This is a genomic window from Myxococcus sp. NMCA1, assembly GCF_026810205.1.
GTDB classification, from domain to species: Bacteria; Myxococcota; Myxococcia; order Myxococcales; family Myxococcaceae; genus Myxococcus; species Myxococcus xanthus_A.
Window position 1 is genome coordinate 3004617 of the sequence record NZ_CP113950.1, and the last position, 16039, is coordinate 3020655.

Here is a 16039-nt window from a genome sequence, read left to right on the forward strand (position 1 = left end):
CTCTGGCCGGGGACTTCTCCCCCATTCCAGCCGCCGGAGCGCTATCTTCGCGCTCCGGCGGTTTTCTTTTTTGCGCAAAGGGGCAACTGGTGGTGCGGCGGGCGGCGTCACTCCGTGTCGTCTTCGGAATCGTGGCGCTGGACCTCATCGGGTTCGGCATCCTGATTCCCCAGCTGGGGGTGTACGGCGTGCGGTTCGGCGCCTCTCCCTTCACGGTGGGGCTGCTCATCTCCGTCTTCTCGCTGATGCAGCTGGTGTCGGCCCCGGTGATGGGCCGGCTCAGCGACCGGTACGGCCGCCGGCCGGTGCTGCTGGTGAGTCAGGTGGGCTCGCTGCTGGCGTACCTACTGTTCGCCTTCGCGCAGTCGCTGCCGCTGCTCTTCCTGGCGCGTGTCATCGACGGCATCTCCGGTGGCAACATCTCCACCGCACAGGCCGTGGTGGCGGACATCACCACGCCGAAGGACAGGGCGCGGGGCATGGGAGTCATTGGCGCGGCCTTCGGGCTGGGCTTCGTGCTGGGACCGGCGCTGGGCGGCTTCCTGGGCGCCTGGGGCGGCAACCTCGCCATCGGTCTGTTCGCGGCGGGGCTGGTGGCCATCAACCTGACGGGCACGTACTTCTTCCTGCCGGAGACGCGGGTGGAGGGGCGCCCGGGGGAAGGGCACGCGCGCACGCTGACGGGCGCCACGCTGGCCATGAGCCTGCCCGTGGTGGGGCGCTGCCTGGTGCTGATGCTGGTGTTCACCACCGCCTTCGCGCAGATGGAAGGCACCTTCTCCGTCTACCTGCTGACGCGCTTCCTGTCGTCCGGGCCGGTGCCGCTCCAGGAAGGGGGGCTGTTCCTCCGGGCGGCGGTGACGGACCTGGACGTGCTGCGCGAGGCCAGCCTGCGCTCCGGGTGGCTCTTCGCGGCCATCGGGGTGATTTCCGCGGGTGTGCAGGGGGGCCTGGTGCGCCGGCTGACGGGTGGGCCCGGGAGCAGGCCGGGGCGCGAGGCGCTGCTGGCCACGGCGGGCTTCGGACTGACGGCGGTGGGGCTGGGCCTGTTGCCCGTGGCGCCGGACTATGCGTGGCTGTTCCCGGTAATGGGGTTGTTGGCGGTAGGGTCGGCGCTGGTGACACCGTGTCTGTCCGCCCTGGTATCACTGCATGCCCCGCCAGAGCGGCTGGGGGCGGTGCTGGGGGCGTACCAGGCCTTCGGCTCGCTGGGGCGGATTCTGGGGCCGGCGCTGGGCGGCTGGCTCTTCACCCGGATGGGGCCCGCGGCCCCGTACGGGACGGCGGCGGGAATGGTGGCGTTGGCGGGGCTCCTGGGATTGTCCCTGGTGGCCCAGGCGAGAATGGCAGGCGCGGGGGCCGAGCAAAGGTCCTAAGATGGAGGACATGGTGGGGACGCAGCCGCAGCCAGTGACGATTGCCTTCGATGTCATGGGAACGGACCACGGCCCGGGCGAGGTGGTCCGGGGAGCGGCGATGCTGTCGCTCGAGTCCCCCCACATCCACACGCTCCTGGTGGGGGACCGCACCCTCATCGACGACGCGCTGGCGGAGACGAAGCACAACGGCGAGCGCATCTCCGTGCAGCACGCGGCGGACTTCATCGGCATGGACGAGAAGCCCGGCGAGGCGCTGGCGCGCAAGCCGAACGCGTCCGTGGCGGTGGCCGCGCGGCTGGTGGCGGAGGGCGAGGCGCAGGCGCTGGTGTCCGCGGGCAACACGGGCGCGGGCGTGCTGGCGTGTGCCCGGCACTTCCAGCTCATCCCCGGGGTGCGGCGTGCGGCGCTGGCCACGGTGTACCCGACGCGCTCGGTGCGCGGCGCGAAGGGCGACCCGTTCTCCCTCATCCTCGACGTGGGCGCCACGGTGGAGGCCACCGCGGATGACCTGGTGACGTTCGCGGTGATGGGCTCCGCCTACGCGCGCATCATCTCCCAGAACGAGCGCCCCAAGGTGGCGCTCCTGTCCAACGGCATTGAGCCGCAGAAGGGCCCGCCCCGCGTGGTGGAGGCCCATGCCCGCTTGTCGGAGATGAAGGACATCCACTTCATCGGCAACGTGGAGGGCATCGACATCCCGAAGGGCACCGCGGACGTCATCGTCACCGACGGCTTCGTGGGCAACGTCTGCCTGAAGATGCTGGAGGGCGTCCACGACACGGTGGTGGAGCTGGCCCAGTACGCCTACAAGGAGAGCCTGCGATGGCGCGCGGGGCTCGCGATGCTGTCCAGCGGCATCCAGCGCATCAAGGACATCACCGACTGGAACCAGTACGGCGGGGCCCCCATCCTGGGGTTCGATAAAATCTTCATCAAGGCACACGGGCGTTCGAAGTCGCGGGCCATCGCCAACGCGGGCAAGGTCGCGGCGAAGGTGGTGTCGAACAACCTGGGCGCCGCCATCCGGGAAGGCCTGAAGAAGTGAGCTTGCCGGACCGCATCGACCCGCGTCCGCCCCGGCGAATCTACCGCTGGGATTTGGACAAGACGTACCTCCAGACGGAGTTCGACTCGCTCCGTGACCTGGTGCGGACGGCGTTCCAGAAGGCCCACCAGAAGGTGGCCGTGCCGGGGGCCAGCGCGCTCATCCGCGAGCTGTCGGAGAACGGGGACTCGCGGCTGTGCATCGTCTCCGGCAGTCCGAAGCAGATGCGGGCCGTGCTGGAGGAGAAGCTCAAGCTGGACGGCGTGCGCTGGGACGAGTTCGTCCTCAAGGACAACGTGGGCAACCTGCTGCGCGGCCGCTTCCGGGCCCTGCGCGGGCAGGTGGGCTACAAGCTGCCCGCCATCCTGGAGAGCCGGGTGCACGCGCCGGTGGAGGCGGAGGAGGTCCTTTTCGGTGACGACGCGGAGGCGGACGCGTTCATCTATTCGCTCTTCGCGGACCTGGTGGCGGGCCGCGTGGACGAGCGCGTGCTGTCACAGGTGCTGGAGGCGGGCGGGGTGTACCCGGACGACGCGCTGCGGGTGCGCGAGGCGTGGAAGAAGATTCCCGTGGGCGACCCGGTGCGCCGCATCTTCATCCACCTGGACAAGCTGACGCCCCCCGCGCACTTCACGGCCTACGGGCCGCGCGTGGTGCCCATCTTCAACTACTTCCAGGCCGCGCTGGTGCTGCTGGCGGACGGCCACCTGACGGCGCCGCAGGTGCTGAAAATCGCCGTGGAGATGGTGCAGACGGCGGGCCACAACATCATCACCCTGTCCAACTCGTTCCAGGACCTGCTGCGGCGCGGGCTGCCGCTCCAGCAGGCGGCGGTGGCGCTGTCCCAGGCGCTGGAGGGGCCCAACAAGCTGCTCGCGGCGATGCGGCCCATGCCGGACATCCTGGCCGCCTTCAGCAAGCGTCTGGCCGCGCTGGGCACGCCGCCGCCACCCCCGCCCGTTCAGGCGGTGGACTACGTGTCCCTCATCCACCACGCGCTGCCCCGGAACCACAAGGGCCGCACCAAGCCGCAGTAGGGGAAGGCCGCCCGGCTGCCCCTCGGGTGGGCCGGCGTTCCCCGCGCGGGCCGTCCCCAGAACGTTTCCAGCGGACGTTGTGTTGATACAGGACACAGGCCCGCGGCCCCCACGCTTCGCGCGTGCCCTGTCCCCTGGTTGGGAGCAGGAAAGCGGGCGGGGGAGCCCGCTGCCCGGTGACATCCGACAACAATGTCGTCCATCGCTACTCCCTACCCGGAGGATGCGGTATAGACGGCAGGCCTTCAAGCGCCCCGATGGGGTGTCCCTGGCTGATGACGCGAGATTTGACTGAGACGCCGCCTGCCGGCGGTCTGCTGCCACCTGCGCCCGAGAATGACGCGCGCGAGGTTGCCTCTTCCGAGGCGGCAGGGACTTTCGAGCGCGGCGAACAAGAGGTTCCCATGAACTCCCAGCTGGAGCTGTCGGCGCACCCTGAAGAGGACAGCGCCTCCAAGCCCGTGGCCGCCGATGCGCAGGCCCCCACTGAAACCCCCACGATTCAAGCCGCCACCCCCGCCGAGCCGCCTCCGGCCCCCGCTTACGCGGATGCCGAGGACGAGGACGACGAGGATGATGACGACGAGGTAGACTTGGCCGACTCGGGCCTGGACGACGCCGTCCTGGGCGCCGAGGCCGCGCTGGCCGCCGCCGAGGCCGAGGACGCCGCCGAGGCCCGGGGCGAGGACGCCGAGGACGTCCCCATCGTCCTGGAGCCCGAACCGGAGCCGACGCCCGATGAGCGCGCGCTGCACGCGCCCCACGTCCGGCCCACCGGCGAGCCGGCGGAAATCGACCCCGACGAGCTGGACCCGGACGCCCTCAAGGTGGTGCTCCGCCTGCACCAGCACGGCCATCAGGCGTACATGGTGGGCGGCTGCGTGCGTGACCTGCTGCTGGGGCGCAAGCCGAAGGACTTCGACATCGCCACCAGCGCGACGCCCAACGAGGTGCGCGGCATCTTCCGCAACTGCCGCCTGATTGGCCGGCGCTTCCGGCTGGCGCACGTCTACTTCAAGGGCGGGAAGATCATCGAGGTCTCCACCTTCCGTGCGAATCCGACGGAGCTGGAGCCCGCGCCCAACGGCGGTGAGGATGAGGGGGACGGTGAGGACCTGCTCATCACCCACGACAACGTCTTCGGCACCGCGCAGCAGGACGCGCGCCGCCGTGACTTCACCATCAACGGCCTGTTCTACGACGTGGCCGAAGGGCGGGTCATCGATTACGTCCGTGGCCGCCGTGACCTGGATGAGCGCTTCATCCGCACCATTGGCGACCCGGAAGTGCGCATGCGCGAGGACCCGGTGCGCATCCTGCGCGCGGTGCGCTTCGCGGCGAAGCTGGGCCTGGACATCGAGTCGCGGACGTACGCGGCCATGGAAGGCGCGGTGGAGGACCTGCCCCGCTGCGCGCCCGCGCGCCTGCTGGAGGAGACGTTCCGCCTCATCCGCGGCGGTGTGTCCGCGCCGGCGCTGAAGCTGTTGGACGCGCTGGACGCGCTCAAAATCCTCCTGCCGCCCGTCAACGCGTACCTCAAGCAGCACGGCAAGGAAGGGGAGAAGACGTTCTACGCCTTCGCGGAGTCGCTGGACCAGCGCGTGTCCGCGGGCGAGGCGCTGGACGACGCCATCCTCCTGGCGATGTTGCTGATTCCCATCAGCCGTTCGACGGGGCCCGAGGAGTCGCAGGAGGGCCGCCCGTCCGTGTCGCAGGTGGTGGAAGACCTGCTCGCGGGCTTCGTGCAGTCCGCGCGTCTGCCGCGCCGCATCGCCGAGCGCTGCCGCATGCTGCTGCTGGCCCAGCGCACCCTGTCCGGTGAGCGCCGTCGTCGCAGCGCCGCCTTCAAGCGGCACCCGCTCTTCAGCGAGGCCCTCACCGTGTTCGAGATGACGGTGGAGGCCACGGGCGAGAATCGCGAGCAACTGGAGGCGTGGAAGGCCGGCGAGGTGCCGCAGCCTCGCGCCGCCGCCGCGGATGGCGAGGAGTCCGACGCGGGAGGCCAGCGCAAGCGCCGCCGTCGCCGCCGCCGCCGCCGCCCCTCGGCAAACGGCTCGTCCGGTGAGAGCGCCGGTTCGTCCTCCGAGTCGGGCGACGCCTGACTCAAGGTCGCGTCCGTGTCGAAGTCCCTGCCGTCAGGTGCGGGGCCGCTCCGCGAACAGGCGTGAGGCCCCACCTGTACCGGGCCCTCAGTCCTTGGGCCCGCCCTTGTCCACCGGGCGCTCGGAGCGGTGTTCGGCGCTGTCGGTGGCCTCGCTGCCGGCGATGTCCGCGGTGGTGATGGCCTTGCTGCCAAACCGCTCGGCAATCTTGTCCAGCGCCGCGTTCAGCTTCGCGGTGCGCGGCGCGGCGGCGGGGAAGAGGCCCAACTGGGGCGGCTCCTCGTCCAACTGCACGCTGACGCCGGTGAGCCGCAGCGGCTTGCCCTGGTGCGACTTGTCCAGCAGCTCCAGCGCCGCGCGGTAGAGCGTCTGCCCGTCATCCGTGGCCTCGCGCAGCGTGGTGCGCCGGGTGATGAGCGTGAAGTCCGCGAACTTCAATTTGAGCTGCACCACGCGGCCCTTCAGCGCCGCCCGCCGCAGCCGCCGGGCCACGCGCAGGGCCTGGGCGTGGACGTGCGGCTTGAGCGCGTCCACCCCCACGAGGTCTTCGTCGAAGGTGTCCTCCGCGCCCACGCTCTTGGCGGCCCGGTCCGGCACCACCTCGCGCGTGTCGATGCCCTGGGACAGCTCCCACAGGTGCCGTCCGCTGGAGCCCAGCCTGTCTTCCAGCCAGTCCAGCTCCCGGGCCGCCACGTCGCCAATCGTCTTCAGCCCGGCGAGTCGGAGCGCCTCCTCCGTCTTCGGCCCCACGCCCCACAGGCGCGACACCGGCAGGCCCGCGAGGAAGGCCACCGTCTCCTCGGCGCGCACCTCTCGCTGGCCATTGGGCTTGGCGAGGTCGGAGGCAATCTTCGCCACGAACTTCACCGTGGCCACGCCCGCGGAGGCGGGAAGGTTCAACTCGTCGGCAATCTCCTTGCGGATGCGCCGGGCGATGTCCGCGGGCGTGCCGAAGAGGCCCACCGACGCCGTCACGTCCAGAAAGGCCTCGTCCAGCGACAGTGGCTCGATGAGCGGCGTGTAGCGTTCGAAGATGGCGAACACCTGCTCACTGGCCTCCGCATACGCGGCGAAGCGGGGCTTCACGACGAGCGCATGGGGCGCGGCCTTCGTCGCACGGGCCATGGGCATGGCGCTGCGCACGCCGAAGGGGCGCACCTCGTAGGAGGCGGCGACCACGACACCGCGCTGGGCATGCCCGCCCACGATGAGCGGCTTGCCCCGCAGGGCCGGGTTGTCCCGCTGCTCCACGGACGCATAGAAGGCATCCATGTCCACGTGGATGATGGCTCGCATGGTGTGAGTCACTTTAGCGGGGCACTCTGACGCCTGGCGGATACGGATATGAAGAGCCTGACGGAGTATCTGTGGTTCGAGACACCGCAGCGGCGGGAGTTGGTCCGTCTCACCGACACCGTGACGGCCCTGGTGCGCAAGAGTGGCATCCAGGAGGGAATGGTCCTCGTCTCCGCCATGCACATCACCGCGGGCGTCTTCGTCAATGACGACGAGCCCGGTCTCCATGAAGACATCTGGGAGTGGCTCCAGCACCTGGCGCCCGCCGGCCCCGACTACCGCCACCACCGCACGGGCGAGGACAACGGCGACGCCCACCTCAAGTCACTGCTGGTCCACCACCAGGTCATCATCCCCGTCACGGGCGGGAAGCTGGACCTGGGGCCCTGGCAGCAGGTGTTCTACGCCGAGTTCGACGGCCAGCGCCGAAAGCGCGTCATCATCAAGGTGATGGGCGAATAGTGGAAAGCCCTCAGTCCCGTTGCTCACCGCGAGGCAGGGGCAGGCCACGCCGCTCCAACTCCGCGCGCAGCTCCGGGGGCAGGGGACTGTGGACCGTCATATTCCGCCGCGTCTGTGGGTGCGTCAGGCCTAGTGAGCGGGCGTGCAGGAAGAAGCGGCCCAGCTCCGGGGCCTCACGTCCGCCGTAGAGGACGTCGCCGACGATGGGGGCGCCAATGCCCGCGAGGTGCGCGCGCACCTGGTGCAGCACGCCGGTGAGAATCTTCACCTCCACCACGCTGAACTCACCCGAGCGCGACAGCACGGTGAACTTCGACACCGCCTCACGGGCGTCCTCGGCCCCATAGGGCGCGGGCTCCACGCGGTCCGGATGCCGGGGGTGGTGGCGCAGGGGCAGGTCGATGTCGCCCTCGTCCGTCAGGGGCCCTGTCACCAGCGCCAGATAGCGCTTGTCCACGGCGCGGTTGCCAAAGGCCTCGCGCACGGCGTTCCACGCGTCCCGCGTCCGCGCGGCCACGACGACGCCAGAGGTCTCCACGTCCAGCCGGTGGCACAGGCCACCCTCGCGCGCGTCCACGGAGGCCTGGGCGCATTCGGGGTAGCGGGCCACCAGCGCGTTGGCCACCGTGCCCGTCTCTCCAGACTGCAGGGGGTGGGACGGCCGGCCCGCGGGCTTGTCCACGAACACGAGCGAGTCGTCCTCGTGCAGCACGGTGAGCGGGAAGTCCGCGTCGGGCACGGCCTCGCGCGACTCTTCTTCCACCTCGACGGTGATGTGCTGCCCGGCGGTGAGCGTGAGGCCCTTCTTCGCGGGGCGGCCATTCACCTTCACCGCGCCCGCCTCGAAGAGGCGCTTGAGCCGCGCGCGAGACAGGCCCAGCGCTTCACCAATGAAGAGGTCCACCCGCTGGCCCGCCTTGTCGGCGTCCACGGTGAGGGTGTGCAGCTTGGAGGGATTCACTCGGACAGGGCCTCGTAGACTTCCTCGGCCGTCTGGAACCGGTCGTCCGGCTCCTTGCGGATGAGGCGGTGGGCGACGCGCGCGAGCTGCGGGTCCCCGTGTAGGTTCAGCGCCAGCACGGGGGGCGGCTCCGTCTCCAGCACCTGGCGCCAGAGCTCGTGCGGCGTCTTCGCGTCGAAGGGGGGCCGCCCGCTGAGCAGCTCATAGAGGATGACCCCCAGGCTGTACAGGTCAGAGCGTCCATCCAGGGGCTCGCCCAGAATCTGCTCCGGCGCCATGTACCGGTAGGTGCCCACCAGCTTGCCGGCCTCGGTGATGGCCGCGTCGTCCGCCAGGAACTTGGCGAGCCCGAAGTCCATCAGCCGCACCTGCCGGTCGTCGTCCACCATGATGTTGGACGGCTTGAGGTCGCGGTGAACCAGGCCGTGGCCGTGGATGTAGGCCAGGGCCTCGCAAATCTGGAGCATGGCGTCCTTGAGACGTCCCATGCGTTCGGGCCGGTTGAGGTCCTCTTCGCGGACCACGCGTCCCGGCTCCTCCTCGGGCTCCGGGATGCGCGGCATGGGGGGCGGCAGGTCGAAGCCCTCCAGCGAATCATCCGAGCCGATGCCCACGTGCGGGCTGACACTGGCGGCGAAGCTCTCCAGGTCCTCGCTGGGGGCCTCCTCCGCGAAGGCCTCCAGGCCGAAGGTGCCGTCATGCGGGCTGTCGTCCGAGTCATCCATCGAATCGGAGAAGCTCCGGCTCAAGGGGCCGAAGTCGTCGTCCGCGGTCCGGAGGACGGACAAGGGGCTGCGCGGCGTGTGGCTGCCCGGAGGGGTGTTCCGGTCGCCGCTGCTCAGGTCGAGGTAGTGGCGGAGGGTGAGGCCCTCGATGAGCTCCATGGCCAGGTACGGCACGCCCTGGTGCACGCCGGACTCGAACACCTTCACGACGTTGGGGTGAGACAGGTCTACGAGTGTGTCGAACTCTCGGGCGAGTCTGCGCGCGGCACGAGCATCCCGCGCGGGGCCGGCTGAAAGCAGCTTCAGCGCGACCTCGTCGGTGGTGCGGCGGTCCAGGGCCCGATAAACGGTTCCTGCCCCGCCACTGCCAAGCGTCTCAAGAACGCGGTAGGGACCGATGACCTTCGGGGGCATGGGATGCCGAAATCCTACGGACCACGTCACGTCAGGGTCAACGCTGACAACGCCTGATTGCTCGGCGCTCGGCAGAACTGGCGGCAAGTGGTTTTACTTTTCCGACAAACCTGGGAGAACCCGAGTCAATGCAAATCGGGAAGTACCAGCTGGTGCGAAAGCTTGCGTCAGGCGGCATGGCGGAGGTCTTCCTGGCGAAGGCCGCGGGGCCACGCGGCTTCGAGAAGACGCTTGTGCTCAAGCGCATCCTCCCGCACCTGGCGGAGGACGCGGCCTTTGTAGAGATGTTCCTGGGCGAGGCGCGGCTGGCGGCGCAGCTCGAGCACCCGAACATCGTGCAGATTTTCGACTTCGGTGAGGCCGAGGGCAGCTTCTTCCTGGCCATGGAGTTCATTGACGGCCCGAACCTGCGCAAGCTGGTGAAGCGGGCCGCGGAGGAAGCGCTGCCCCCCGCCTTCTGCGCGAAGGTGGTGGCCGCCGCGGCGGAGGGCCTGGCGTACGCGCACGAGTTCCGTGACGTGGAGACGGGCGAACCGCTGGGGTTGATTCACCGCGACGTGAGCCCGGACAACATCCTGGTGTCGCGGCAGGGCGCGGTGAAGGTGGTGGACTTCGGCATCGCGAAGGTGGCGGGGCAGGGGCACCGGACGCTCACGGGCGTGGTGAAGGGCAAGGTGGCGTACATGCCGCCCGAGCAACTCCAGGCGAAGGCCATGGACCGGAGGGTGGATGTCTACGCGCTCGGGGTGGTGCTGTACGAACTGCTCACGGGGAAGCGTCCGTTCGATGCGACGACGGACGTGAGCGTGATGCAGGCGATTCTGTTCGAGGCGTTCATCCCGGTGTCGCAGCGGCGGCCGGATGTGCCGCTGGCGTTGCAGCAAGTGCTGGACAGGGCGCTGGCGAAGGATCGGGAGCGGCGATACGCGGACTGCCGGGCGTTGCAGGACGACCTGGAGCGGTTCGTGTTGTCGACTGGCGAGCCGGTGGGCGCGTATCAGATTGCCCAGCGCATCGCGCAGTGGGTGCCGGAGCTGACCTCGGGGAGCTTGACGAAAGTCCCCAGGGAGGCGGAGTCGAAAGCGCCCGCTTCCGAGGTGCCTGTCTCCTCCATGGTGTCGCCGTTGGACTCGACGTCGCCGACGACGCCCGTGCCTCAAGAGGCATTGGCGAAGGTGGCACCTCCATCGGGCGAGGTGACGACGCCTGCGAGGCCAATCCCCACGCGAGCCCTGCGAAGCCAGGTGGGCCATCCTCCCGTGGAGCAGACAGCACCTGCGTTGTCGCTACCCATCGCAGTGAGGGTTGTGGATGCGGAGTCCGTCGCGCCGCGGCCCGGTACGGAGCGTGTCGCCACGCCCGCGGCCCCGGCCCTGCTGGACGGACCTCGTCTTGCTCTCCACGGTGTTTCGCCTGAAGCAAAGGAAGTGCATTCCGCAGCGCGCCCGGTTTCTCTGCCGGGGACTGGTCTGCGCGTCGCGGTGAGGCGCTCTACGACGGAAGGGCGTGGAACGGACAAGGACGCGGAGATTGCGGCGCTCGCGGCGCTCCTTCCAAAAGGCGTGGGCACCTCGGCACCTGTCCCCATCGTGGATGAGGATGTGGAAGATGCCATCCATACGCGAAGTGCGGAGTACCTCGCGCCGGGGCGAGCGAAGAAGTGGGCTGTCCCGGTTGTAGGCGTGGGGGGAATGCTCCTGGCGCTGGGTGTAGGCCTCGTCCTGGTTGGTGGTGAGGAGAAGAAAGCCGAACTCGTGGATACGCCGCAGGTTTCCGAGGCCCCTGTGGAGTCCGTGCCTCAGGAAGAAGCCAAGGTTGCTGAGCGGGTTGAGCGCGAGGTGGTGCCTGAGCCATCGCCAGTCGACGCGCCGGAAGACGCTGGGGTCGAAATGAAGCAGGAGGGCATTGCCGATGCGGCTGGCCCTTCAAAGGACGCTGCAGTCCCCGAGGAAATGCGGGCCGAGCCAGTTGTTCTGAGAGCGCCGCCATTGGCGACTCCCAAACCCAAAGAGCGGAACGCTCCTCGAAAGGTCGCGGTCGTCGCGAAGGGCCGGCTGGAGTTACGTGTACGGCCCTATGCGGTTGTCTATCTCAATGGGGGAATGCTGGGTGAAACGCCCCTCAACTCCGTTGAGGTGCCGGCGGGCCGACATACCCTCCGGCTTGTCAATCAAGAGCTGGGGAAAGACGTCACTCGGGCCGTTGACGTGAAGGCAGGCCAGTCCACGGTGTTCAAGTTGAATCTCGATGCGGAGTGACGGAGGCCGAGCGGGTCGAGTGGGCGTGGGGCAGGGCCTCGTCCATCTGCTTTGAAGGGATTGACGTCACTCGTCAGTGTCTAGGATGTGGGTGATGGCTGCGCCTGTGAGAGCCGCGAGCGCCGCAGTGTACATGACGATGGCTCCTTTGTTCTGCGCCCGAGCTGTTTCTTGCAAGGTCATTCTCTGGCTCTGTCCAGTGGCGTCGTGGGCCTTGTCGAAGTTGTTCTGTGAACGCGAGGTCAAATAGGCGCCAACGCTGCCGGTCAGTATGCCCGCTCCTACCAGTGCAAGAGGGACTTGTTTGAGGCCAGAACGTTTTTGTTGGGGCGTTGGCTTTTCGACGAGAGGGATTGTTGGTGACTCTGGGGCCGACAAGGCTGTTGCGGTCGTTAGAGAAGGCGTCGGGCTGTCAGTCGGGGGAAGCGTGGGAGTGTCTGTGATGACTGGACTTGGCTGGGGGCTCGCGCTCGCCTGGGCAGGTGCTTGCTCCGCAAGGGCTTGTCCTTGGATGGTCTCAAAGTCTTTCACGACCTTGGGGGAGACACGGACAGGAAGCTTGGCATCTGGATTCAGTCGGAGCGCTTCCGCGAAGGCCTTGATTGCCTCATGTCGACGCCCTAAATCCGCGAGGACGATGGCTTCATAGATCGCCGTCTCAGCCAGTTCGCCTTCAGAAGCAGCCTGTGTCCTCGCCACGGTCAGTACATTCAATGCCGCTTCGTATTCGAGTTCCTCGTACAGTTGTGCGGCTGCTCTGATGTATGCCCGGAATGTGGCGCTGGACGTCGAGGTCTCTTTGGGCGGCGCTGCTGATGGCTGACTAAGCGCCAAGTCAGGCGCGAGGAGCGTCAGTCCTAGAAACCAAGCCCACGGTTGGTGCTTCCTGATAGATCTGCTTTTCATGGGCTGGCGTTGTTAGCATACGTGGCGCGGGGAGGACGTGGGCGAAGTTGCCCTTCTCGAGCGTTGAAGTGATGTGGTTTGGGACCGTTCATTTCGAGGTTGCGGTCAGGAAGCGGTTTCAGGCTCAGTCAAAGGAACAAGAAGCGAAGCGCTGGGTTTGTGGCGAAGTCTGTTGTGACACCCCGTGCTGTCATGAATGACTGAATTGCCTGTAGCTGGACGCGGCGTGCCCATGCACGCACGCCTCGTCCAGCGTTTCAGTTTCCTTTCAGGTCCATTTCATGGTTGGTGCTCGCGGAGATGCCGCTGGGCCCCTATGCAACCGTGATGGGCGAGGGCTCAATCTCTCTCCCAGGGCCTCGAAAGCGGTGCCGGTCCAGTGGGCCGATGCGGCGCGCCGGGATCTCGCCCGCGCGGGTGAAGTCCGCCGCGACGACGCAGGCGAGGCGGCCTGGGTCGTCGTTCTCGGGACGCAGCGCCAATGCGAGCACGTGCCCGTCGATGCCGTCCGCGACCAACTCCGCACGAGGCCGGTGAAACGGCCAATGACTTGAATGCCGTTGGACGACGAAGTTCAGACCTCGCTGCTGCGCTCGCCGGACACGTCGTTGGTCGCTAGCGCCAGCATGGTGTCGTTCTTCACTGCGACGGCGGAGAAACCTGCTCCGCCAGGAGTCTCCTGTGCCCAGGTCCTGGGTTCAGGTTTCCACTGTCCGATCTGGCGACGGATGAGCGGCGTCGACGCCTGCGTGCCGAACCAGCGGATGTACCCCGTGGCCAGCAGGCCGCCCGACGGCGTCTTGTCGAGGTCGTAGATGTGCGGGACGTGGCCATCCATGCTGGATACGCCCGCGATGGAGAAGTGCGGGTCCCACTCGCCGTTGTCGAGAAGTTCTGTCGCCGACGGTTCACAGGAAGTGCCCGCGTCCGATTCCGGTTCCCCTGCGCCCGGCTCGCCGCCGTCTTCAGGGCCCGCGTCGGGCTCGTTGCCGCCTGCGGCGGGCACACCCGCGTCATCCGAGCCCGCATCCTTTTCAGTGCCCGTATCTGGCACGGGCCCTTGGCTCCGGCCCGTCATCACCACAAACGGTGAAGACGAGTCCTACGACCAGGAACGCTGCGATGTGACAAGTCCAGGAGTCTCTGAGGGGTGTGTGCATAGGGGCGGCACACGACTGCAATCGATGAACCTGTTGAGAGACGAAGCGATGTCGAATGCTTGGAGTGTCATCGATGCGCAGGTGGGGCCTCGACGTCCTTTGAACCCGATGATGCTCTCAGGGGTCTGATGGGCGCTGTTCGCGTGCGCGGGTGTGCCGCCCGGACTCACTCCTCGGTGCGACGCCTTCATGTGAAGCGAGGATTCTCGTCGCCAGCTTCAAAAGCTTCGTTCGTAGTGCTTCCGGAGCGAGCACCTCGAAACCCGTGCCGACGTCGCAGAGCTGTCCGAACGCAATCGACTCCCGCTCGAAGTCCACGACCACAATCTTCCGTCCATCGGCTGCGAGCGGCGCGGCATCCAGCCGTGCACCCTCCGCTCGCGGCCGAATTTTCCGCAGCGCCTCCAGCGCCTCCGACGTCAATCGCAGCGTGACTTCGTACTGCGCGCGCTTCTCCGCGAAGCGTGAGCACCACGCCTTCCAGAACGCGGGCAGGTCGAAGCGCGCCGGCCGGATGAAGGTCTCCGGGCGTATCCGTGCGCCGTCGACGCGCGAGCCTCGATACACACGCGGTTCATCCTCGCCCGTGCTCGCGACGAGGTACCAACGGTCCGCCTTGATGACGAGCGCATACGGGTCCACCACCTTGCGGCTCGGCTTGCCTTCGAAGTCCCGGTACGTCAGCGACACACGCCGGTCCTGCCAGACAGCGTCGCGCAGCGTCGCCAGATGAGGCACGACTTCGCGTTCTGGAAACCACGAGGACGCATCCACGTGAAGTCGCTGGCGTGCGTACTCCAGCGCGGGTTGCTGGAGTGCGGGCAGGGAGGCCGCCATCTTCACCAGGCCCGAACGCAGCGCCGACGTCAGGCCCAAGTCATCCAGGGCCCCCGGTGCTGCCACGGCCGCCAGTGCATGCAGCTCCGCCCGGGTGAAGCCCGTGAGTTGGGTACGCCAGCCTTCCATCAACGCCACGCCTCCCGCGGCGCCTCGGGTGGCATACACGGGCACGCCCGCGCCGGAGAGCGCGTCGAGGTCCCGGTGGATGGTTCGTTCGGAGACATCGAGCTCCCTTGCCAGCTCGCCCGCCGTCATCTTCGGGCGTGTCTGGAGGAGCAGCGTCAAACTGACGAGTCGGTCGGCGCGCATGGGCAGGTTCCAAAACGAAGTCTAGGCGAGGAATCATGACAGTGGATGTCAGGATTCCCTGCCTAGGGTGCGAACACGAACCCACTGCGGCCCACGGTCGCCCGTGGGCTTGGAGGAGTGCCCACCATGAAGCCACTCGAAGGGCGAGTCGCCCTGGTCGCTGGAGCCACCCGAGGCGCGGGGCGCGGCATCGCCACCATGCTGGGGGAGGCCGGCGCCACCGTGTACTGCACCGGGCGCAGCGTGCGAGGACGGCCCGCGACGGGCTCGCGTCCGGAGACCATCGAGGAGACCGCCGAAATCGTCGACGCCAAGGGTGGCCGGGGCATCGCCGTCCGCGTGGACCATTCCGTCGAATCGGAGGTCGAGGCCCTTTGCGCGCGCATCCAGCGGGAGCAGGGGCGGCTCGACATCCTGGTGAACGACATCTGGGGTGGCGACGGACTCACCGAGTTCGGCCCGGCGTTCTGGAAACAGTCCGCCGCGAAGGGGCAGCAGATGTTCGAGCGCGCCGTCTTCACGCACCTGCTCACCAGCCGCCACGCCGTGCCGCTCCTACTGGGCGGTGAGCGGGGGCTCATCGTCGAAATCACGGATGGGGACACGTTCGGCTACCGCGGCAACCTCTGGTACGACCTGGTGAAGATGTCCGTCATCCGGCTCGCCTTCGGGATGTCCCGGGAGCTGCGCCGCACGAAGGTCACCGCGCTCGCGCTGACGCCCGGCTTCCTCCGCTCCGAGGAGATGCTGGAGAACTTCGGCGTCACGGAAGCGAACTGGCGCGAGGGCGCGGCGAAGGATCCGCACTTCATCGCCTCGGAGAGCCCTGCCTACGTGGGCCGGGCAGTGGCGGCGCTCGCGGCGGATCCGAACGTGGGCGCCAAGGCCGGTCGCGTCTTCAGCTCCTGGGCCCTGGCCCGCGAGTACGGCTTCACGGACGCCGACGGCTCCCAGCCGCATTGGGGCGACTACTTCGCGCGCGCCTTCGGCAGGCCGTACCGGGTCGCGGACGAGGACGCCTACATGTCCTGGCGTGACGGCCCCATGGAGTTGGCGAGCCCGGATTGGCCGCTGGGCTGAAAGGCCACCGAGCGAACGGTTGCCTACTTTTGTCTACATGATGCATGCCCTCTGTCGGGGCGCGC

12 protein-coding genes and 2 pseudogenes are annotated in these 16039 nt (G+C 68.1%); 8 read left to right on the forward strand and 6 right to left on the reverse strand.

Features of this window, described 5'->3' with window-relative positions; genetic code table 11:
• Nucleotides 1-89: 89 nt before the first annotated feature.
• From OZ403_RS13000 to pcnB, 4 genes are all read left to right on the forward strand, one after another.
• Entirely contained in the window at nucleotides 90-1376 is a 1287-nt protein-coding gene (locus OZ403_RS13000) for an MFS transporter (protein ID WP_140789932.1), read from the forward strand.
• A 10-nt stretch (nucleotides 1377-1386) separates the two neighbouring features.
• Entirely contained in the window at nucleotides 1387-2424 is a 1038-nt protein-coding gene (gene plsX, locus OZ403_RS13005) for a phosphate acyltransferase PlsX (RefSeq protein WP_140789934.1), read from the forward strand.
• The gene (locus OZ403_RS13010) at nucleotides 2421-3461 is read left to right on the forward strand and encodes a phosphatase domain-containing protein (protein WP_140789936.1); all 1041 of its coding nucleotides are present in this window, start codon (nucleotides 2421-2423) and stop codon (nucleotides 3459-3461) included. The genes plsX and OZ403_RS13010 overlap by 4 nt, the downstream gene beginning before the upstream one ends.
• Nucleotides 3462-3865: 404 nt before the next feature.
• Complete coding sequence (gene pcnB, locus OZ403_RS13015; RefSeq protein ID WP_140789938.1) at nucleotides 3866-5563, forward strand: polynucleotide adenylyltransferase PcnB; 1698 nt, start codon at nucleotides 3866-3868, stop codon at nucleotides 5561-5563.
• 87 nt (nucleotides 5564-5650) lie between these two features.
• On the opposite strand, the gene dinB is transcribed toward pcnB, so the two are convergent.
• Nucleotides 5651-6859: a DNA polymerase IV gene (gene dinB, locus OZ403_RS13020; RefSeq protein WP_140789940.1), complete on the reverse strand. Its 1209-nt coding sequence runs from the start codon at nucleotides 6857-6859 to the stop codon at nucleotides 5651-5653.
• A gap of 48 nt (nucleotides 6860-6907) precedes the next feature.
• Here dinB and OZ403_RS13025 point away from each other — a divergent pair, with 48 nt between their 5' ends.
• Nucleotides 6908-7321: a secondary thiamine-phosphate synthase enzyme YjbQ gene (locus tag OZ403_RS13025; RefSeq protein WP_140789943.1), complete on the forward strand. Its 414-nt coding sequence runs from the start codon at nucleotides 6908-6910 to the stop codon at nucleotides 7319-7321.
• 10 nt (nucleotides 7322-7331) lie between these two features.
• Here the strand turns inward: OZ403_RS13025 and OZ403_RS13030 are convergent, their stop codons facing one another.
• Together OZ403_RS13030 and OZ403_RS13035 are read right to left on the reverse strand one after the other, a co-directional pair.
• Nucleotides 7332-8282, reverse strand: a complete 951-nt coding sequence (locus OZ403_RS13030) for an RluA family pseudouridine synthase (protein WP_268784336.1) — start codon at nucleotides 8280-8282, stop codon at nucleotides 7332-7334.
• The gene (locus OZ403_RS13035; protein WP_140789947.1) at nucleotides 8279-9421 is read right to left on the reverse strand and encodes a serine/threonine-protein kinase; all 1143 of its coding nucleotides are present in this window, start codon (nucleotides 9419-9421) and stop codon (nucleotides 8279-8281) included. Before OZ403_RS13035 ends, OZ403_RS13030 begins: the two co-directional genes overlap by 4 nt.
• Nucleotides 9422-9549: 128 nt before the next feature.
• On the opposite strand from OZ403_RS13035, the pseudogene OZ403_RS39695 reads away from it, so the two are divergent.
• Together OZ403_RS39695 and OZ403_RS39700 are read left to right on the forward strand one after the other, a co-directional pair.
• Nucleotides 9550-10459 (forward strand): annotated as a pseudogene (locus OZ403_RS39695) (serine/threonine protein kinase); the annotation flags it as partial.
• Between the two features lie 980 nt (nucleotides 10460-11439).
• Nucleotides 11440-11679: pseudogene (locus OZ403_RS39700) on the forward strand (PEGA domain-containing protein); the annotation flags it as partial.
• Nucleotides 11680-11745: 66 nt separating this feature from the next.
• On the opposite strand, the gene OZ403_RS13045 reads toward OZ403_RS39700, so the two are convergent.
• The 3 genes from OZ403_RS13045 to OZ403_RS13055 form a co-directional block, all read right to left on the reverse strand.
• Nucleotides 11746-12585, reverse strand: coding sequence for a tetratricopeptide repeat protein (locus tag OZ403_RS13045; protein WP_268784338.1), 840 nt, complete (start codon nucleotides 12583-12585; stop codon nucleotides 11746-11748).
• A 574-nt stretch (nucleotides 12586-13159) separates the two neighbouring features.
• A complete protein-coding gene (locus tag OZ403_RS13050; protein ID WP_201800935.1) occupies nucleotides 13160-13639 on the reverse strand; it encodes a hypothetical protein in 480 nt (159 codons plus the stop codon).
• 223 nt (nucleotides 13640-13862) lie between these two features.
• Complete coding sequence (locus OZ403_RS13055) at nucleotides 13863-14894, reverse strand: helix-turn-helix transcriptional regulator (RefSeq protein ID WP_268784339.1); 1032 nt, start codon at nucleotides 14892-14894, stop codon at nucleotides 13863-13865.
• Nucleotides 14895-15020: 126 nt separating this feature from the next.
• On the opposite strand from OZ403_RS13055, the gene OZ403_RS13060 reads away from it, so the two are divergent.
• A complete protein-coding gene (locus tag OZ403_RS13060) occupies nucleotides 15021-15974 on the forward strand; it encodes an SDR family oxidoreductase (RefSeq protein WP_268784340.1) in 954 nt (317 codons plus the stop codon).
• Nucleotides 15975-16039: the final 65 nt, after the last annotated feature.